Origin of the sequence: Streptomyces sp. NBC_01142, from assembly GCF_026341125.1 — a bacterium.
Classification (GTDB): Bacteria; Actinomycetota; Actinomycetes; order Streptomycetales; family Streptomycetaceae; genus Streptomyces.
In genome coordinates this window covers 1253708-1269255 of sequence record NZ_JAPEOR010000001.1, presented here as the reverse complement: position 1 = coordinate 1269255, position 15548 = coordinate 1253708, and the positions used below count along the sequence as shown (strand labels likewise).

The 15548-nt window shown below is 69.3% G+C and carries 10 protein-coding genes and 1 pseudogene; 5 read left to right on the top strand and 6 right to left on the bottom strand.

Going from position 1 to position 15548, the window contains the following annotated elements:
* The first annotated feature begins 142 nt into the window (after positions 1-142).
* Complete coding sequence (locus OG883_RS06050; protein WP_266536003.1) at positions 143-820, top strand: helix-turn-helix transcriptional regulator; 678 nt, start codon at positions 143-145, stop codon at positions 818-820.
* A gap of 57 nt (positions 821-877) precedes the next feature.
* On the opposite strand, the gene OG883_RS06045 is transcribed toward OG883_RS06050, so the two are convergent.
* Positions 878-1921 carry an RICIN domain-containing protein gene (locus OG883_RS06045; protein WP_266536000.1) on the bottom strand — a complete coding sequence of 348 codons (1044 nt, stop codon included), beginning with the start codon at positions 1919-1921 and terminating at the stop codon, positions 878-880.
* Positions 1922-2196: 275 nt separating this feature from the next.
* A complete protein-coding gene (locus tag OG883_RS06040; protein ID WP_266535997.1) occupies positions 2197-3222 on the bottom strand; it encodes an ATP-dependent 6-phosphofructokinase in 1026 nt (341 codons plus the stop codon).
* A 283-nt stretch (positions 3223-3505) separates the two neighbouring features.
* Between OG883_RS06040 and pta the strand changes: the two genes are divergently transcribed.
* The 3 genes from pta to pyk all read left to right on the top strand — a co-directional run bounded on the left by pta (position 3506) and on the right by pyk (position 8418).
* Positions 3506-5611 (top strand): phosphate acetyltransferase, encoded by a 2106-nt coding sequence (pta, locus tag OG883_RS06035; protein WP_266535994.1) that lies wholly within the window; start codon positions 3506-3508, stop codon positions 5609-5611.
* 26 nt (positions 5612-5637) lie between these two features.
* Positions 5638-6876: an acetate kinase gene (locus tag OG883_RS06030; protein WP_266535991.1), complete on the top strand. Its 1239-nt coding sequence runs from the start codon at positions 5638-5640 to the stop codon at positions 6874-6876.
* A gap of 111 nt (positions 6877-6987) precedes the next feature.
* Positions 6988-8418, top strand: a complete 1431-nt coding sequence (gene pyk, locus OG883_RS06025; protein WP_266535988.1) for a pyruvate kinase — start codon at positions 6988-6990, stop codon at positions 8416-8418.
* Between the two features lie 236 nt (positions 8419-8654).
* On the opposite strand, the gene OG883_RS06020 is transcribed toward pyk, so the two are convergent.
* The gene (locus OG883_RS06020) at positions 8655-8963 is read right to left on the bottom strand and encodes a hypothetical protein (RefSeq protein ID WP_266535986.1); all 309 of its coding nucleotides are present in this window, start codon (positions 8961-8963) and stop codon (positions 8655-8657) included.
* Complete coding sequence (locus tag OG883_RS06015) at positions 8960-9217, bottom strand: hypothetical protein (protein WP_266535983.1); 258 nt, start codon at positions 9215-9217, stop codon at positions 8960-8962. The genes OG883_RS06020 and OG883_RS06015 overlap by 4 nt, the downstream gene beginning before the upstream one ends.
* 303 nt (positions 9218-9520) lie before the next feature.
* On the opposite strand from OG883_RS06015, the pseudogene OG883_RS06010 reads away from it, so the two are divergent.
* A pseudogene (locus OG883_RS06010) lies at positions 9521-9715 on the top strand (multiprotein-bridging factor 1 family protein); the annotation flags it as partial.
* Positions 9716-9863: 148 nt separating this feature from the next.
* Here OG883_RS06010 and OG883_RS06005 read toward each other — a convergent pair.
* Together OG883_RS06005 and OG883_RS06000 are read right to left on the bottom strand one after the other, a co-directional pair.
* Complete coding sequence (locus tag OG883_RS06005; RefSeq protein WP_266535980.1) at positions 9864-10508, bottom strand: hypothetical protein; 645 nt, start codon at positions 10506-10508, stop codon at positions 9864-9866.
* A 13-nt stretch (positions 10509-10521) separates the two neighbouring features.
* Positions 10522-15432: an RICIN domain-containing protein gene (locus OG883_RS06000; RefSeq protein WP_266535979.1), complete on the bottom strand. Its 4911-nt coding sequence runs from the start codon at positions 15430-15432 to the stop codon at positions 10522-10524.
* Positions 15433-15548 lie beyond the last annotated feature (116 nt).

Sequence of the window (15548 nt, the reverse complement as noted above, 5' to 3'; positions counted from 1 at the left end):
ACCCCCCGCGCAGGGCCCCTCGGACGCCGAGATCCCCCGGAACGTTACCAAACGGTACGATCACCTCGGATGTTCCTACGACACGTGGCGTTGGGTGAACGCCCCGTAGTCGCCGACCCCCTCCGGCCTCTACGGTGTGCCCGTGCACCACACCCCCTCCCCGCCCTTCAACGCTCCCGCCGCGCGCCGACTGCGCGAGGCCCTCGGCATGGCACCCGGCCACGTCACGTACGGCCTCCGCGCCCAGTACGGGCTCCTGATACCGCCGGACACGGTGGTCGCCTGGGAACGGGGGCTCGCCACGCCCAGCCAGCAGGAACTGACCGCGCTCGCCGGGGTCCTGTGGTGCGCGCCCAGTGAGCTGCTCACCGCGGCGTCCACCCTGCGCGAGCACCGGATGGCGCGCGGCCTCGCCCCCGACGACCTGGCCCGGCGGGTGGGCCTCGACGTCTCCTCGTACCGGCGGATGGAGGAGTCGGGCCGCTGGCGCGGCAATGAGCGGCAGACCGCCGCGCTCGCCGAGACGCTGGACCTCGAGCCCCGCGAACTGCTGAGGGCCACCGGCCGGGACGAGGAGCTGGCGGGGCTGCTGCGGGACGCGGTGGCTGCGCGCTGGCAGGCGTACGTGCGTCCGGTGTCCAAGATGCTGCCGATGGAGCGGCACCATCTGGAGGACGTACTGGCGCAGCTGCACACGGACTACCAGTCCCGGACGGTGGCGACGCTCAGCTGGGGCTCCACGTCGGCGGACACCGGGGAGGCGGGCCGCGACTTCCTGGACCGGATCGTGGACCACTTCTGGGAACTGGCGCGCCGTTAGGCGGACTCCTGAACCGGGCGAGCCCGGCAAGATCCAACCTGATCCGAACGACACCCCCTAGCTGACGTTGGTCTTGCCTGCCGTCGGGTCCCGGTCGAAGGTGAACAGCTGGCCCTGTGCGTCCTTGGCGCAGGCCTGCTGCTCGATCGGAGCCCCGGTCTCCTTCGGGGCTCCGCGCACCCCGGCACAGAGGTCGCTGTGCAGCGGCCGCAGCCGGTACCCGCGCACCGGCTTGCCGACCGCCTCCAGCCGGAACGCCTCGGCCGGGCCGCGCTTGCCGCACTCCTGGTCGACGACCGGGGCGCCGATGTCCCTCGACTTCTCCTGCACGCCGCTGCACCCCTCGCCGAACTCGGGGTGGAACGTCACGATCCGCCAGCCGGGTTCGACGGGTCTCAGAGCGAAGCGCGGAATGGTGTCCGGCACGCACGCCAGCTGGTAGAGCTGCCCGCTGGGGCCGTCCTCGGCGCGCTCGCCGATACAGAGACCGGAGTCGACGGCTCTGATCCGTACGGAACCGGGTTCGGGCGAGCGGGGCGGAACCTGGAGCCCCTGCTTCTTCCGCTGCCCGTCGCTCTGCTCGCCCTTGTCCGGGCCGGTGTCGCGGACGGCGAGCGTCACGGTCACCGCGGCCACCGCGAGCGCGAGGACGACCACCGCGGGCCGGACCGCGCGGGTGAGCCAGGTCCTGCGGGGCGGCTCCGGCGGGGCCGGCTCCTCCGTGCCGGGACCCGGCTCCACATCGCCGGAACCGGCTGCTTCCTGGGCCCCCTCAACGGCTCCGAAGTCCGGGACCTCGCCGGACTGCCGCTCGCGCCGGGTGAGCTCCTTGCGGACCCGCAGCCAGGCGTCGGTCGCGCCGGGGCCGCAGCCACACGCGCGTACGAATGCCGCGACGAGCTCCTCGCGCGGCACCGTGGTGCGGTTGAGCATGTTGGCGACGGTCGAGCGCGGCAGCACGTCGCCGACCGCCTCCGCCCGGGTCGTCAACTCCCGGTAGGTCAGGCCCGACCAGTCCTTGAGCGCCTGCAGCTGAGCGATGAACTCGACGGAGCTGCACGCCTGTTCCGGATCCGGAGCGCCATGCCCAGCGGGTTCCATCCGCTCCCCCCTCTGCCGATACGCCGTGGCGGGACAGGGTTGGGACATGTCCCGGACAGAGAACAGCCTTGCGATTCAGGCCACCGAACTCAAGAGTGATCTGCGCCAACCGCGGCGAAAAGGGACGGGGAACCGCGGAGGTGGACGGGGGAAAGGCGAGTGGCCTTGATCGCCCACGGGGGGGCAATCAAGGCCACTCGGCACGCGCAGCCGGCCAGGCGGACAGGAACCGGACGGGCAGGGAGGGGAGGAAGAGGAGGAGGGAAGGGGAAGAGTCAGAAGACCGATTCCGCCTCGAACACCCGGTCCTCGGGCACGGTCTTCAGCCGAGTGACCGCCTCGGCCAGCGGCACCATCGTGACCTTCGTGCCGCGCAGCGCCGTCATCATGCCGAACTCACCGCGGTGCACCGCCTCCACCGCATGCCAGCCGAAGCGCGTCGCCAGCACCCTGTCGTACGCGGTGGGCGTGCCGCCGCGCTGCACATGCCCGAGGATGACCGGCCTGGCCTCCTTGCCGAGCCGCATCTCCAGCTCCGCGGCCAGCCGGTTACCGATGCCCTGGAAGCGCTCGTGACCGAACTGGTCGATCGCGCCCTTCCGGTACTCCATCGAGCCCTCGGCCGGATGCGCACCCTCCGCCACGCACACCACCGCGAACTTCTTGCCGCGCGCGAAGCGCTCCTCGACCATCTTCACCAGGTCCTCGACCTGGAAGGGCCGCTCGGGCAGGCAGATGCCGTGCGCGCCGCCCGCCATGCCGGACTCGAGCGCGATCCATCCCGCGTGCCGTCCCATCACCTCGACGACCATCACGCGCTGGTGCGACTCGGCGGTGGTCTTGAGCCGGTCGATGGCCTCGGTGGCGACCGTCACGGCGGTGTCGAAGCCGAAGGTGCGGTCGGTGGAGGAGATGTCGTTGTCGATGGTCTTCGGTACGCCGACGACGGGCATCCCGGCCTCCGCCAGCATCCGGGACGCGGTGAGCGTGCCCTCGCCGCCGATCGGGATCAGCGCGTCGATGCCGTACTGCTTCGCCAACTCCGCGGCACTCTCGGCGGCTTCGCGCAGCCGGCCGCGCTCGAGCCGCGCGGAGCCCAGGATCGTGCCGCCGCGCGCGAGGATGCCACTGACCGCGTTGAGGTCGAGCGGCCGGTAGTGGCCGTCGAGGAGGCCTTTGAACCCGTCCTCGAAACCGATGACTTCGTCGCCGTGCCCGGTCAGGGCGCGATGCACGACCGACCGGATCACTGCGTTCAGGCCGGGACAGTCGCCGCCTGCGGTGAGAACTCCGATGCGCATCGTGCTGTGTCTCCTGCTCGTCAGTGGTACATGTGAGCCCAGTTCGATTGTTCCACGGGCTTACGGGACCCCGCGCTCCCAGCGGCTCGCCGCTCCTTCGTACCACTGCGCGGACGGCGCTCGGCAGCTGCTCGTGGGCCCTTTGGGCCCACCCTCGTCCGGCGGGCGCTCTATCTACCCACGGAGGTATTGTCAAGAGGGCAATGCCGCGCCGGGCGGTTTTTTTGTATACACCACCTTTTCTGTACTTCTTGTACGCAACAGCATGGACGGGAGAGCACGCGTGACGCGCAGCGTGTACGTGACCGGGATCGATCGCGGGGACGGCCGCCAGGTCGTCGAACTGGGAGTCATGGAGCTCCTGACCCGCCAGGTGGACCGGGTGGGTGTCTTCCGCCCCCTCGTGCACGACGGCCCCGACCGGCTCTTCGATCTGCTGCGGGTGCGCTACCGGCTCTCGCAGGATCCCGCCTCGGTGTACGGCATGGACTACCACGAGGCCGCCGCGCTGCAGGCCGAGAAGGGTACCGACGAGCTGGTCTCCCGGCTCGTCGAGCGCTTTCTGCAGGTGGCACGGCAGTACGAGGTCGTGCTCGTCCTCGGTACGGACTTCTTCGACACCCAGCTCCCCGACGAGCTGGCGCTGAACGCGCGCCTTGCCAATGAATTCGGCGCCTCGGTGATCCCGGTGGTGGGCGGCAAGGGGCAGACCGCCGAGTCGGTGCGGGCCGAGACCCGTAACGCCTACCGCGCGTACGAGGCCCTGGGCTGCAACGTCCTCGCCCTGGTCGTCAACCGTGTCGTCCCCGAGGAGCGCGGGGCGATAGCCGAGCGCCTGGCAGCCCACCTCCCGGTGCCCTGCTACGCGCTCCCCGACGAGCCGGCCCTCGCCGCCCCCACGGTCGCCCAGATCACCCACGCGCTGGGCGGCACAGTGCTGCTCGGCGACGATGCCGGCCTGGCCCGTGACGCCCTGGACTTCGTCTTCGGCGGCGCGATGCTGCCGAACTTCCTGAACGCCCTGACTCCCGGCTGCATGGTGGTCACCCCCGGCGACCGCGCCGATCTGGTCGTGGGCGCGCTCGCCGCGCACTCCGCCGGCACCCCGCCCATCGCCGGCGTACTCCTGACGCTGAACGAACGGCCGAGCGAGGAGATCCTCACCCTGGCCGCGCGCCTCGCACCCGGCACCCCGGTGGTCCTGGTGGCCGGCACCAGCTTCCCCACCGCGGCCGAACTGTTCTCGCTGGAAGGGAAGTTGAACGCCGCCACGCCGCGCAAGGCGGAGACCGCGCTCGGCCTCTTCGAGCGACATGTCGACACCGGCGACCTGCTGGCCCGGCTCGCGGTGGCCCGCAGCGGCCGGGTCACCCCGATGATGTTCGAGCACGAGCTGCTGGAGCAGGCCCGCGCCCACCGCCGTCGCGTCGTGCTGCCCGAGGGCACCGAGGACCGGGTGCTGCGCGCCGCCGACGTACTGCTGCGCCGGGACGTCTGCGACCTGACGCTCCTCGGCGACACCGAGGTCATCCGGAAGAGGGCCGCGGACCTGGGCATCGACCTCACCGCCGCCCAGCTGATCGACCCGCAGACCTCCGAACTGCGCCAGACCTTCGCCGAGCGGTACGCGGAGCTGCGCGCCCACAAGGGCGTGACGGTAGAGCTGGCGTACGACGTGGTGGCGGACGTGAACTACTTCGGCACGCTGATGGTCCAGGCGGGACTGGCCGACGGCATGGTGTCGGGTTCCGTGCACTCCACGGCCGCGACCATCCGCCCGGCCTTCGAGATCATCAAGACCAAGCCGGAGGCCTCGATCGTCTCGTCTGTCTTCTTCATGTGCCTGGCCGACCGGGTGCTGGTGTACGGGGACTGCGCGGTCAACCCGGACCCCGACGCCGAGCAGCTCGCGGACATCGCGGTCCAGTCGGCGGCCACCGCCGCCCGCTTCGGCGTGGAGCCGCGGATCGCGATGCTCTCGTACTCCACCGGCACCTCGGGCTCCGGCGCGGATGTCGACAAGGTGCGCGAGGCGACCAAGCTGGTCCGCGACGCCCGTCCGGATCTGCGGATCGAGGGCCCGATCCAGTACGACGCGGCGGTCGAGCCGTCCGTCGCGGCGACGAAGCTGCCGGACTCCGAGGTGGCGGGCCGGGCAACGGTGCTGATCTTCCCGGACCTCAACACCGGCAACAACACCTACAAGGCGGTGCAGCGCTCGGCGGGCGCCGTGGCCGTCGGGCCGGTGCTGCAGGGTCTGCGCAAGCCGGTCAACGACCTGTCCCGCGGTGCGCTGGTGAGCGACATCGTGAACACGGTCGCGATCACCGCGATCCAGTCGCAGTCCGAGTCCGTGTCCGAGTCCGAGTCCGAGTCCGAGTCCGCATGACCCTCGCAACAGAAGGCGCCCCCACCGTGACCAGTCCGACCCACGCGACCCGCGTCCTCGTCCTCAACTCCGGCTCCTCGTCGGTGAAGTACCAGCTGCTCGACATGCGTGACAGCTCGCGTCTGGCCGTCGGCCTGGTCGAGCGCATCGGCGAGGAGACGTCCCGCCTGGTGCACACCCCGCTGACCGGCGGCAGCCGCGAGAAGCGCGAGCGCACCGGACGGATCGCCGACCACGGCGCGGCCCTGAAGGCGGTCGCGGAGGAGCTGGCGCACGACGGGATCGGCCTGGACTCCCCCGAGCTGGCGGCGATCGGTCACCGGGTGGTGCACGGCGGTCTGAAGTTCACGGCTCCGACCGTGATCACCGACGAGGTGCTCGCCGAGGTCGAGCGCCTGGTCCCGGTCGCGCCGCTGCACAACCCGGCGAACATCATCGGTATCCGTACGGCCCAGGAGCTGCGCCCGGACCTCCCCCAGGTCGCGGTCTTCGACACCGCCTTCCACACGACGATGCCGGAGTCCGCGGCGCGGTACGCGATCGACATCGAGACTGCCGACGCCCACCGGATCCGCCGGTACGGCTTCCACGGCACCTCGCACGCGTACGTCTCCCGCCAGACGGCGGCTCTGCTGGGCAAGGATCCGTCCGAGGTGAACGTCATCGTCCTGCACCTGGGCAACGGGGCCTCGGCGTCGGCGGTCGCGGGCGGCCGGTGCGTGGACACCTCGATGGGGCTGACCCCCTTGGAGGGGCTCGTGATGGGTACGCGCTCCGGTGACATCGACCCCGCGGTGACCTTCCACCTCAAGCGGGTCGCCGGAATGTCGGCGGACGACATCGACGAGCTGCTCAACAAGAAGAGCGGCCTGGTGGGCCTGTGCGGCGACAACGACATGCGGGAGATCCGCCGCCGGATCGACGAGGGCGACGAGCGCGCACAGCTCGCCTTCGACATCTACATCCACCGGCTGAAGAAGTACATCGGCGCGTACTACGCGGTGCTCGGCCGGGTGGACGCGGTCGCGTTCACTGCCGGGGTCGGTGAGAACGCGGCGCCGGTGCGGGAAGCTGCCGTCGCCGGCCTGGAGGAGCTGGGGCTGGCGCTGGACGCCGAGCTCAATGCCGTACGTTCCGACGAGGCGCGCATCGTCTCGGCGGCGTACGCACGGGTCGTGGTGGCCGTGGTCCCGACGGACGAGGAATTGGAGATCGCCCAGCAGACCTTCGCTCTGGTCGCACCGGCCGCCTCGCCGGCCGCCTGAGCCGCCTGAAAGCCCTCACCCGAAGGGTCTCGCCTGAGCGGCAGGCCGCCCATTTGTACTTTCCACCAGACGGAATATTCCGCATCGAAACAAACCGATAGGATCCGCCTTATGCGCCGTTCCAAAATCGTCTGCACACTGGGCCCCGCCGTCGACTCCTACGAGCAGCTGAAAGCGCTCATCGAGGCCGGCATGAACGTAGCCCGTTTCAACATGAGCCATGGGACCCACGCTGAGCACGAGGAGCGGTATCACCGCGTGCGCAAGGCGTCCGACGACACCGGCCGCGCCATCGGCGTGCTGGCGGACCTCCAGGGCCCCAAGATCCGTCTGGAAACCTTTGCCGAGGGACCGGTCGAACTGGTCCGCGGCGACGAGTTCACCATCACCACCGAAGACGTCGCCGGCGACAAGTCGATCTGCGGCACCACCTACAAGGGTCTGCCCGGAGATGTCTCCAAGGGCGACCAGATCCTGATCAACGACGGCAACGTCGAACTGCGCGTCGTCGAGGTCGAGGGCCCGCGGGTCAAGACCATCGTCGTCGAGGGCGGTGTGATCTCCGACCACAAGGGCATCAACCTGCCCGGCGCGGCGGTCAATGTCCCGGCCCTGTCCGAGAAGGACATCGAGGACCTGCGCTTCGCACTCCGTATGGGCTGCGACCTGGTCGCGCTCTCCTTCGTACGGGACGCGAGCGACGTCAAGGACGTCCACAAGGTGATGGACGAGGAGGGCCGCCGGGTCCCGGTCATCGCCAAGGTGGAGAAGCCGCAGGCGGTCGCCAATATGCAGGACGTCGTGATGGCGTTCGACGGTGTGATGGTCGCCCGTGGCGACCTGGCCGTGGAGTACCCGCTCGAGCAGGTCCCGATGGTGCAGAAGCGCCTCATCGAGCTGTGCCGCCGCAACGCCAAGCCGGTGATCGTGGCGACCCAGATGATGGAGTCGATGATCACCAACTCCCGTCCGACGCGCGCCGAGGCGTCCGATGTCGCGAACGCGATCCTGGACGGCGCGGACGCGGTCATGCTCTCCGCGGAGTCGTCCGTCGGCGCGTACCCGATCGAGACGGTCAAGACGATGTCGAAGATCGTGGTCGCGGCGGAGGAGGAACTGCTCTCCAAGGGCCTCCAGCCCCTGGTCCCCGGCAAGAAGCCCCGCACCCAGGGCGGCTCGGTGGCCCGTGCGGCCTGCGAGATCGCGGACTTCCTGGACGGCAAGGCGCTGGTGGCCTTCACCAAGTCGGGCGACACGGCCCGCCGCCTGGCCCGCTACCGCACGGCCCAGCCGATCCTGGCCTTCACGACGGACGCGTCGACGCGCAGCCAGCTGGCGCTGAGCTGGGGCGTGGAGTCCTACGTGGTGCCGCACGTGGGCAACACGGACGCGATGGTGGACCTGGTGGACGCGGAGCTGCTGAAGCTCCAGCGCCACAACGAGGGCGACGTCATGATCATCACGGCGGGCTCGCCTCCCGGCGTCCCCGGCACGACGAACATGGTGCGGGTGCACCACCTGGGCGGGGTGGACGCGAAGTAGTCCCCTGCGCCTGCAGAGATGGCGAGGGCGGTACCCCGGTTTGGCCGGGGTACCGCCCTCGTCCTGTTCGGGTCAGGTTGTGACCTCGATGCCCACAGCATTCCAGGCGCGGGCGAACCTGCGGCCTCGTGCCGAGATGGTCACCGTGCCGGGCCCGTAGTCGACGTCGTCCGCGACAGCTGTGGGCCGCACTCCCTGGCGGATTACGGCCCACAGCTGTTCAGGCGGCCTGCCGCTCACGCTCTGGCGTCGTCCCCGTCGTCGGGCACCACGGACACGATCACAGCGGTGGGCGGTGGCGGTTCGGGCGTGTATACGTACGTGACGGTCAGGCCGGGCAGAAATTCACGTGGTTCGGTCCGCGTCACCCAGATCTCGGTGCCGCCTTTTACGACGCCGACCATGCGTCCGAGGCGCGGAGTCACTTCCAGCTCCGCGCGCAGCTCATGGACCACGGCGGCGGCACGCCCACCCACCTGCTCGACGCGTTTGCGGGCCGTGTCGGTGAACTCGGCGATGACGCGCTGCTCTTCCTCCCCTGTCAACGCTCCCCCTGTCCCCTGCTCTCCTTGAGACCGAGCGCGAGCTCAATTCCTTCGGAGAGCGCTTCGTCGAATCCCGGGGAGCAGCGTGTCAGGACGTGCCCTCGGTAGGAGGCGATGATCTCCGACACCTCATGCAGATCGGTGTACTCCACACGCTCCAAGGTGGCCGCCAGCTCGGCCTCCATGCGCGCCAGATCACCCGGAAACCCCAGCCCGGCGGCGAGAGCCGCTCGGACCTCTCCGAGGGTCCGCATGGGGGGAGGCTCGACCGGCGTGGTAGGCAGTATGGGCTGCGTGGTCATACGGCTTCCTCCTATGCCAGACCGGCGGTGGCTGGTGCCCGCGCGTGCGCGGTGTAATCAGCCGCTCATTACCCGCAAAGTACACCGAGTCCAGGCAGGCATGCGGGCACAGTGCGCCCGGAAGTCATCGCCATCGTCGACTCGGCACTCCGGGTCAGTTGCGTGATTCATGCCACCAGGGTGGAGTGGCGCGGTTACGCTCGGCTATGATCGGAAACGTATGCCGCGAGGCGTTTGCTTGGGGGTGACCGCCGCGTGGTCAACATCCGCGATCTCGATCCCAGCGCATCACCGCTGGACTACTACGGCTCCGAACTGCGCCGCCTGAGAGAGGACGCCGGGCTGAAGCAGGGCGAGCTGGGCGTCAGCGTCTTCTGCACGGCGTCACTCATCGGCCAGATCGAGACGGCGAGGAAGGTACCGACGCGGGACTTCTCGGAACGGGACGACACCGTCAAGCGCGTTGTAGGAGTGGTGGGCCGTGGCCTGCTCCAGGGCAGGCCCGACCGACCTGATCTCGAGCGGTGTGGATGACGAAGACCCGAGGGCGGTACCCGTGGAAGACCGGGATACCGCCCTCGGTGGTAGTGCTCAGCAGTCAGTCTGCACGCGGCATGAACTGGAGAGTGCCGTCATCGACAACGAACTCGTTGTACCCGAATCTCTCGCCCAGTTCGAGGTACCGGAGGTGCTGCGACTCGCTGATCGGAATCAGGTACGCCTTGAGGACCCGAAGGAAGAGCCGGAACCCGAGGTCGGGGTCGACCTCGGTGACGACCCGTTCCAGCGACGGGACCACTTCCGGCACCCCGTAGTAGGGGTGGTCGGCGGTGGTGTGCTCCAGCACCGTTGCGGTGGTTCGCACCTCGGCGAGGACCGCGTCCCTCAGTTCCGGATCGCAGACGGGCGCAGGAGGGAGGGCATCAAATCGCGGTTCGTCCCGGCGGATGCGTTCCTCGCAAACGTCCACGATCTGGCGGAGCCAATCGCGTCCGTCCATCCATGGCTCATCCGGGACGAACTTAGAGCGCACGGCCGCACACCACAGAATGTCGATCACCCTGGTCGGCAGGGGTGACTCCAACAGCCTCACGGCGTCTTCTCGGAGGGTGGGTACGTAAGCACCCTCCCCCCAGTCCGCGGCAGCCACGACGATTTCCAACGGAGTGAACTCGAAGAGGCTGCCGTACCACTTGGTGAGGCCGCTGAAACCGAAGTCGATCCAGATGTCCTTACGATCCATTGCTAGGTGACTCTCATTCCGGGTGCGACGTGTAGACCATGTACCCGGGCTTGTGCCGGGACCTCTTCAGGGTGATGGAGACCCAATTCCCGGCCGAACGAGCGTCCGCAACGCCAGTGTGAGGGTAGATGGTCCCGAGTGAGCCCGGGGTGTCCAGCTGGACCTTGAAAGCCTTGAGGTGCACCGCACTCTCCGAGTCCTTGGGAGTGTTCTCCATCCACGTCTTCAGCTCATTCCTATGAGTCGCGTACCACTTCGCGAAGGCCGCGTCCACAGAGGCCTGGGCCGTTGCGAGGTCCTTCCAGACGCTCGTTACTCCCGGGTGGCCGGGGATCCTTCGCATGTCGTCAATGGCCTTGTTAACGGCTTGCTGCGGGCTGGGGTTCACATGATCCCTGAGCGTGTGTCCCCCGCGGTCTCTCTCGTGCAGCACGAGGTCCAGGCAGTTGTGAACGAGCACATCCTGGGGCCGCTCACCCGACGTACGCACAAAGAACGTGTGCAGGTCGTCGACCGTGAGGTCGTAGACGGTGCGCGGAGCCAGGCCCGAGCGGTCACGGAGGGCCGTCAGCGCGCGGACGGAGCCGTCCGGGGTGCGCAGGCGGTCGCCGACGCGCAGGTCGGAGACCAGCGTCCAGCCTCGGTCCACCACGTAGAACTTGTGGCCCGCGGTGCTGGCCAGCGTGCCGCCACCGGCGATGGTGAGGTCGACCAGCCGCTGGGTGTCGTGCTGGTAGGTATCGGTGACCTGCCGGGCCCGCAGCCTGCCGGAAGCCGGATCCGTGGCCTTGACCAGATCGCCGACCTCCACCTGGCTGATGGGCCTGTGGGAACCGTCCGCCATCAGCACCTGGGTGGCGCCGGGGAAGCTGTTGCGCGCACAGGCCGTGAACGCGTCCTCGTAGGCGTTCACCGACCGCTCGATCATGGCGAGGGTCGCGGGGTCCAGGTCGAGGGCCTTGAGGGCCTTGAACGCGTCACGGACCCCGACGCCGGTCTTCATCGCGGCGTCCAGAGCGCGAATCCCCTCGGCGGCCTTCGCGAACGCCTTGCCGGGGATGAAGTTGCTTGCGGCCCAGGCGCAGCCGCTGGCGCTGCCATGCCAGCAGTCGACGAAGTCCTGGACCAGGACCGCCTTGATGAGCTTGTAGGTGAGCGTCATCTCCATGAGCTGCAACTTGGAGAAGTACTTGGTGACGTCCTTCTTCAGACCCGGGATGCGCTTGCTCTCGATGAGCAGCGTGTCCTCCGGCGGGCAGCCGCCGGCGCTGGCCGTTGTGTCGGGGTTGGTGCAGAGGAAGAAGTCGACCGTCGCGCTGAAGGTGACCGTGAAGGTGGTGGTGCAGCCTTCGAAGCCGATCGTGATCACGCAGGGGTTGTGCTGCTTGGCGTCGGTGATCTCGATGCTGTCCTCGTCGACGACGTACCACGTGCCGCCGACTCCGGTACCCGCGCCGGTAGAGACTTGCTTGTTCGCGGCGTTGCGGGCCGCTTCCTCTGCTGCCTTCTGTGCCTCCTGCGCGTACTTCAGCGCGTCCTTGGCCGCCTGTTCGGCTTCGGTGGCGGCGGTGTCGGCGCGGGTGGCGGCTGCGCGTGCGTCCTTGGCGGACTGCTCGGCCGCGGCTGCGGCGTCGCGTGCGGCCTGGGCGTCGAGGGCGGCCTGGTCGGCGGAGTCGCGGGCCTGCTTGGCGTGGCCTTCGGCGCGCCCGGCCGCCTTGTCCGCGGCGGCCGCATCCTCGGTGGCCTTACGGTCGTACTCGATCGTGCGGGCCAGGGACGCCGCTGCCTGCGAGGCGGCCTTGGCGGCGTCAGCCGCGTAGCCCAGGGCCTCCTTCGAATACCCACGGGCGGTCGCCGCGTGGCCGGCGGCGTTGGCCGCGTGCTGGTAGGCGATCTTCGTGTCGCCCTGTGCCTGCTCGGCGAGGTTCTTGGCCGCGGCTGCTTCCGTCTGTGCGTTCTTGGCGTGGGCGTCGGCGACGGCCTTCTGCTGGTCGGCGATCGACTTCGACGCCTGCCCGGTTAGCACGACCAGGCTCGCGGCCGAGTCCGTGGTGACGTAGGGGGAGCCGAGCTGGATGGCGTCGTTGGCCGGCTTGGCGACCTGGGCTGCGGCGTTCCCGGCATCCACCGCGGCCTGAGCGGTGACGTGGGCGTAGCCCGCGGCCTTGGCCGATGCCGCGAGAGCCTTGCCGGCCTCCTTGTTCGCCTCGTCCGCATGGGACTTGGCGGTCTTGGCGAGCTTCTCCGCCTCCTCCGCCAGCTTGACGGCCGCCTTGGCCTCCGAGGAGGCATGCTCGGACGCGTCGATGGCATCAGCGGCGGCGCTGGTCGCTGTCTTGACGGCGGCGTCGGCTTTCAGCTTGGCGGCCTGGGCGTCGTCCGCGTTCGAGCGGGCCCGCTTTGCGGCCGCCTCGGCGCGGGTGGCCGCGGCGTCTGCCTCCGCTGCCGCCTGCGTGGCGGCATCCGCCTCGGTGCGGGCCCGGCCGGCGGCTGCTTCGGCGTCATCCGCATGCTTGTCGGCCGCGTTCGCGGCCGCCCTGGACTCCTGGGCGTTGCTGTCGGACTCGTGGGCCTCGGCGAAGGCCTCCTTCGCGTCCGCCTTCGCGCGGGCCGCGTCGGCTTTCTGCGCGGCGTCCCACGCGTCGTCCCGCAGATCGCGGGCCTTGTCGCGGGCCCCGACCGCCGCGTTCTTCTTCTCGACCGCGGTCGCCTCTGCGGCCTCCGCCTTTTCCTTGGCGGTCTTTGCCGTCGCCGCCTCGGCCTGGGCGTTCTCCTTGTGCTGCGCTGCCTCGGCCTGCTTGACCGCGGCGGTCTCCTTCTCCTTCCTCGCCGTCGCCTCCTCGGCTTCGGCGGCGAGCCGTTTCGCATGCGCGTCGGCAGCGGCCGCCTTGGCATCCGCCTCCGCCTTCACGGTTTCGGCGAGCTTGGCCTCCGCGGTTTCCTTGTCCTTCTTCGCGTTGTCCCGGTGCACCTTCGCCGCATCCGCCGCGGCCTTCGCCTGCAACTCGGCCGTGTGCGCGGCTTCCTTGCGGAACTCCGCCTTGACCTGCGCGGTCTGAGCCAAAGCGCGCTGCGCGATCGTCTCGCTGTCGCCCGCGGAAGCCCGGGTGGCGGCCTCGGCGGTCGTGCCGGCCTTCACCATCGCCTCCAGCGCGGCGACCGCCCCCTTGGTGACCTGCGCCTTCTGCTGACCCACCAGCAGACCACGGCCTCGCGGCGCACCCGCCGCGTCCGCGATCCCGTACGCCGCCTGCTCGGCGGTGTCGGAAGCGGCTGCCGACTTCTTGGCGCTCTCCAGCTGGGCCTTGAGCGCGGCCAGCTGCTTCTTCGCTCCTGCCTGGGCGTCCGCGATGCCCTTCTTCGCCTTGTCGAACTGGGACTTGGGCGGAACGGAGCCGTTGTGGCCCGACGGCTTGATGGTGAACTTCTGCGGGTCGGTGCCGTTGCACGTCCACAGCCACGAGTTGCTTCCGTTGTCGAACGTGTGCAAATCCAGGCACTTGCCCGAGCCGGCGTTCTTCAGGGCCGTGGTGGCGCGCAGGTTGTACTCCCACGTCTGCGCCGGGGAGCTGACGCAGGTCCAGATCTGGATCTTCGTGCCGTTGTCGGCCTTCCCGTCCGACACGTCCAGACACTTCTGGGAGCTGGCGTTCCGCAGGTGAAGACCACTGTCGTCGCCTTCGACCACCCACTCCTGCGCCGCCGAGCCGTTGCACGTATACACCTGGACCGGGGTGCCGTTGGCCTTCCCGCCGCCCTGGACGTCAAGACACTTGCCCTTCGCGGCGCGCACCTCGATGACCGCCGGCTTGTCGCCGACCCAGCCGACCCCGCCGGGGGACCAGTAGTCCTGCCAGCGGGCGAGGCGATCGGCGGCCCACGAGTGCCCCAGCATGTCCCCCAACGCCTTCGCGCCGCCGGCGAGAGCCTTGGTGGCATCCTTGCTGGCATTCAGGAGCTGGTTGCGCTGCACCTGCTGGGAGGCGATCTCCTGCTGCCACTCCGCAGCGGCGGTGGCGGAGATGTCACCCAGCACCTTGTTCGGGTCCATCGGGTCACGCCACGCGCACGACGCGAACCGGGTCTTGAGATCCTCGACCGCGATGCGGTGCTCTGCCGCGCCCGGCTGCGGGGCGGTGCGGGGGAAGCCGCCGGACGCGAGGAAGACGCGGGCGTTGTCCGCACCCGTGGGCTCCAGAGACCAGTCCGACAGGTGCTCGAAGGCGTCCTGCTCGGCGACGTTGCGGCTCCAGTCGTCCTGGTTCGGGTCCGGGTCCTTCCCGTACAGCGGAGTGCCCAGATCCTTGACGGCCTTGACCGTCTGCCCCTCGGCCCTGGGGGTGGGGTCTTCGTAGAAGTCGCTTTCGTTCTTCCAGAACCGGTCGGAGATCCATTGGGTCAGACCGGTCTGGGAGTAGAAGTTCTCGCCGTCGCGGGTACCGGGCGGCCAGTAAAAGTCGGAACCGCTGAAGCCGGCAGGAATCTCCAGCCCATCGAGGGGCTTCTTCCAACCCTCGTGGAGGACGTGGAGGGCGGCCGCCTCCTTTCTACCCTCGTCCTTGTCCTTCTCGTACGCCTGGGCGAGCGGCGTGTCCTGCCAGTGCTTCTGGTTCGCCAGTTCATGGAGCTTGTCCTGCGGCTGGTTGAGTCCGTCCTGCGCGGTGGTCGCCATGGACGGCCCGCCCAGGCGCAGCACACCGTCCATCAGGCACTGGTCCTGCCGCAACTGTTCCGCAGCGGTGTCCTCGTACCAGTCGTAGGAGTTGCCCGCCGGGTCGATGCGCTGTCCGGTGTCCCGGTTGAGCACGTCAGGCTGTACGGCCAGGCCACCGAGAACGGCCAGGGCGGCGACGGACGTGATGACGGGGGTGAGAACTGCGGATCTTCGTGATCTGGGTTTGAACAACCCTGGTCTGGGGCGCAAGAGAGCATTCCTTCACAGCGAAGTGAGGGCAGGCGGAGGTACCCGTCCAACGAGGCGGAGGCGATACGCGCGGATCAGCCCACTGTCCCGACGCGGCGACAGGGACAGCAGGCAGC

What these genes read in the sequence shown, in the direction of transcription:
- OG883_RS06045 (WP_266536000.1), bottom strand. Translation starts at nt 1,921, where the DNA reads ATGGAACCCGCTGGGCATGGCGCTCCGGATCCGGAACAGGCGTGCAGC.
- OG883_RS06040 (WP_266535997.1), bottom strand. Translation starts at nt 3,222, where the DNA reads ATGCGCATCGGAGTTCTCACCGCAGGCGGCGACTGTCCCGGCCTGAAC.
- pyk (WP_266535988.1), top strand. Translation starts at nt 6,988, where the DNA reads ATGCGCCGTTCCAAAATCGTCTGCACACTGGGCCCCGCCGTCGACTCC.
- OG883_RS06015 (WP_266535983.1), bottom strand. Translation starts at nt 9,217, where the DNA reads ATGCGGACCCTCGGAGAGGTCCGAGCGGCTCTCGCCGCCGGGCTGGGG.
- OG883_RS06005 (WP_266535980.1), bottom strand. Translation starts at nt 10,508, where the DNA reads ATGGATCGTAAGGACATCTGGATCGACTTCGGTTTCAGCGGCCTCACC.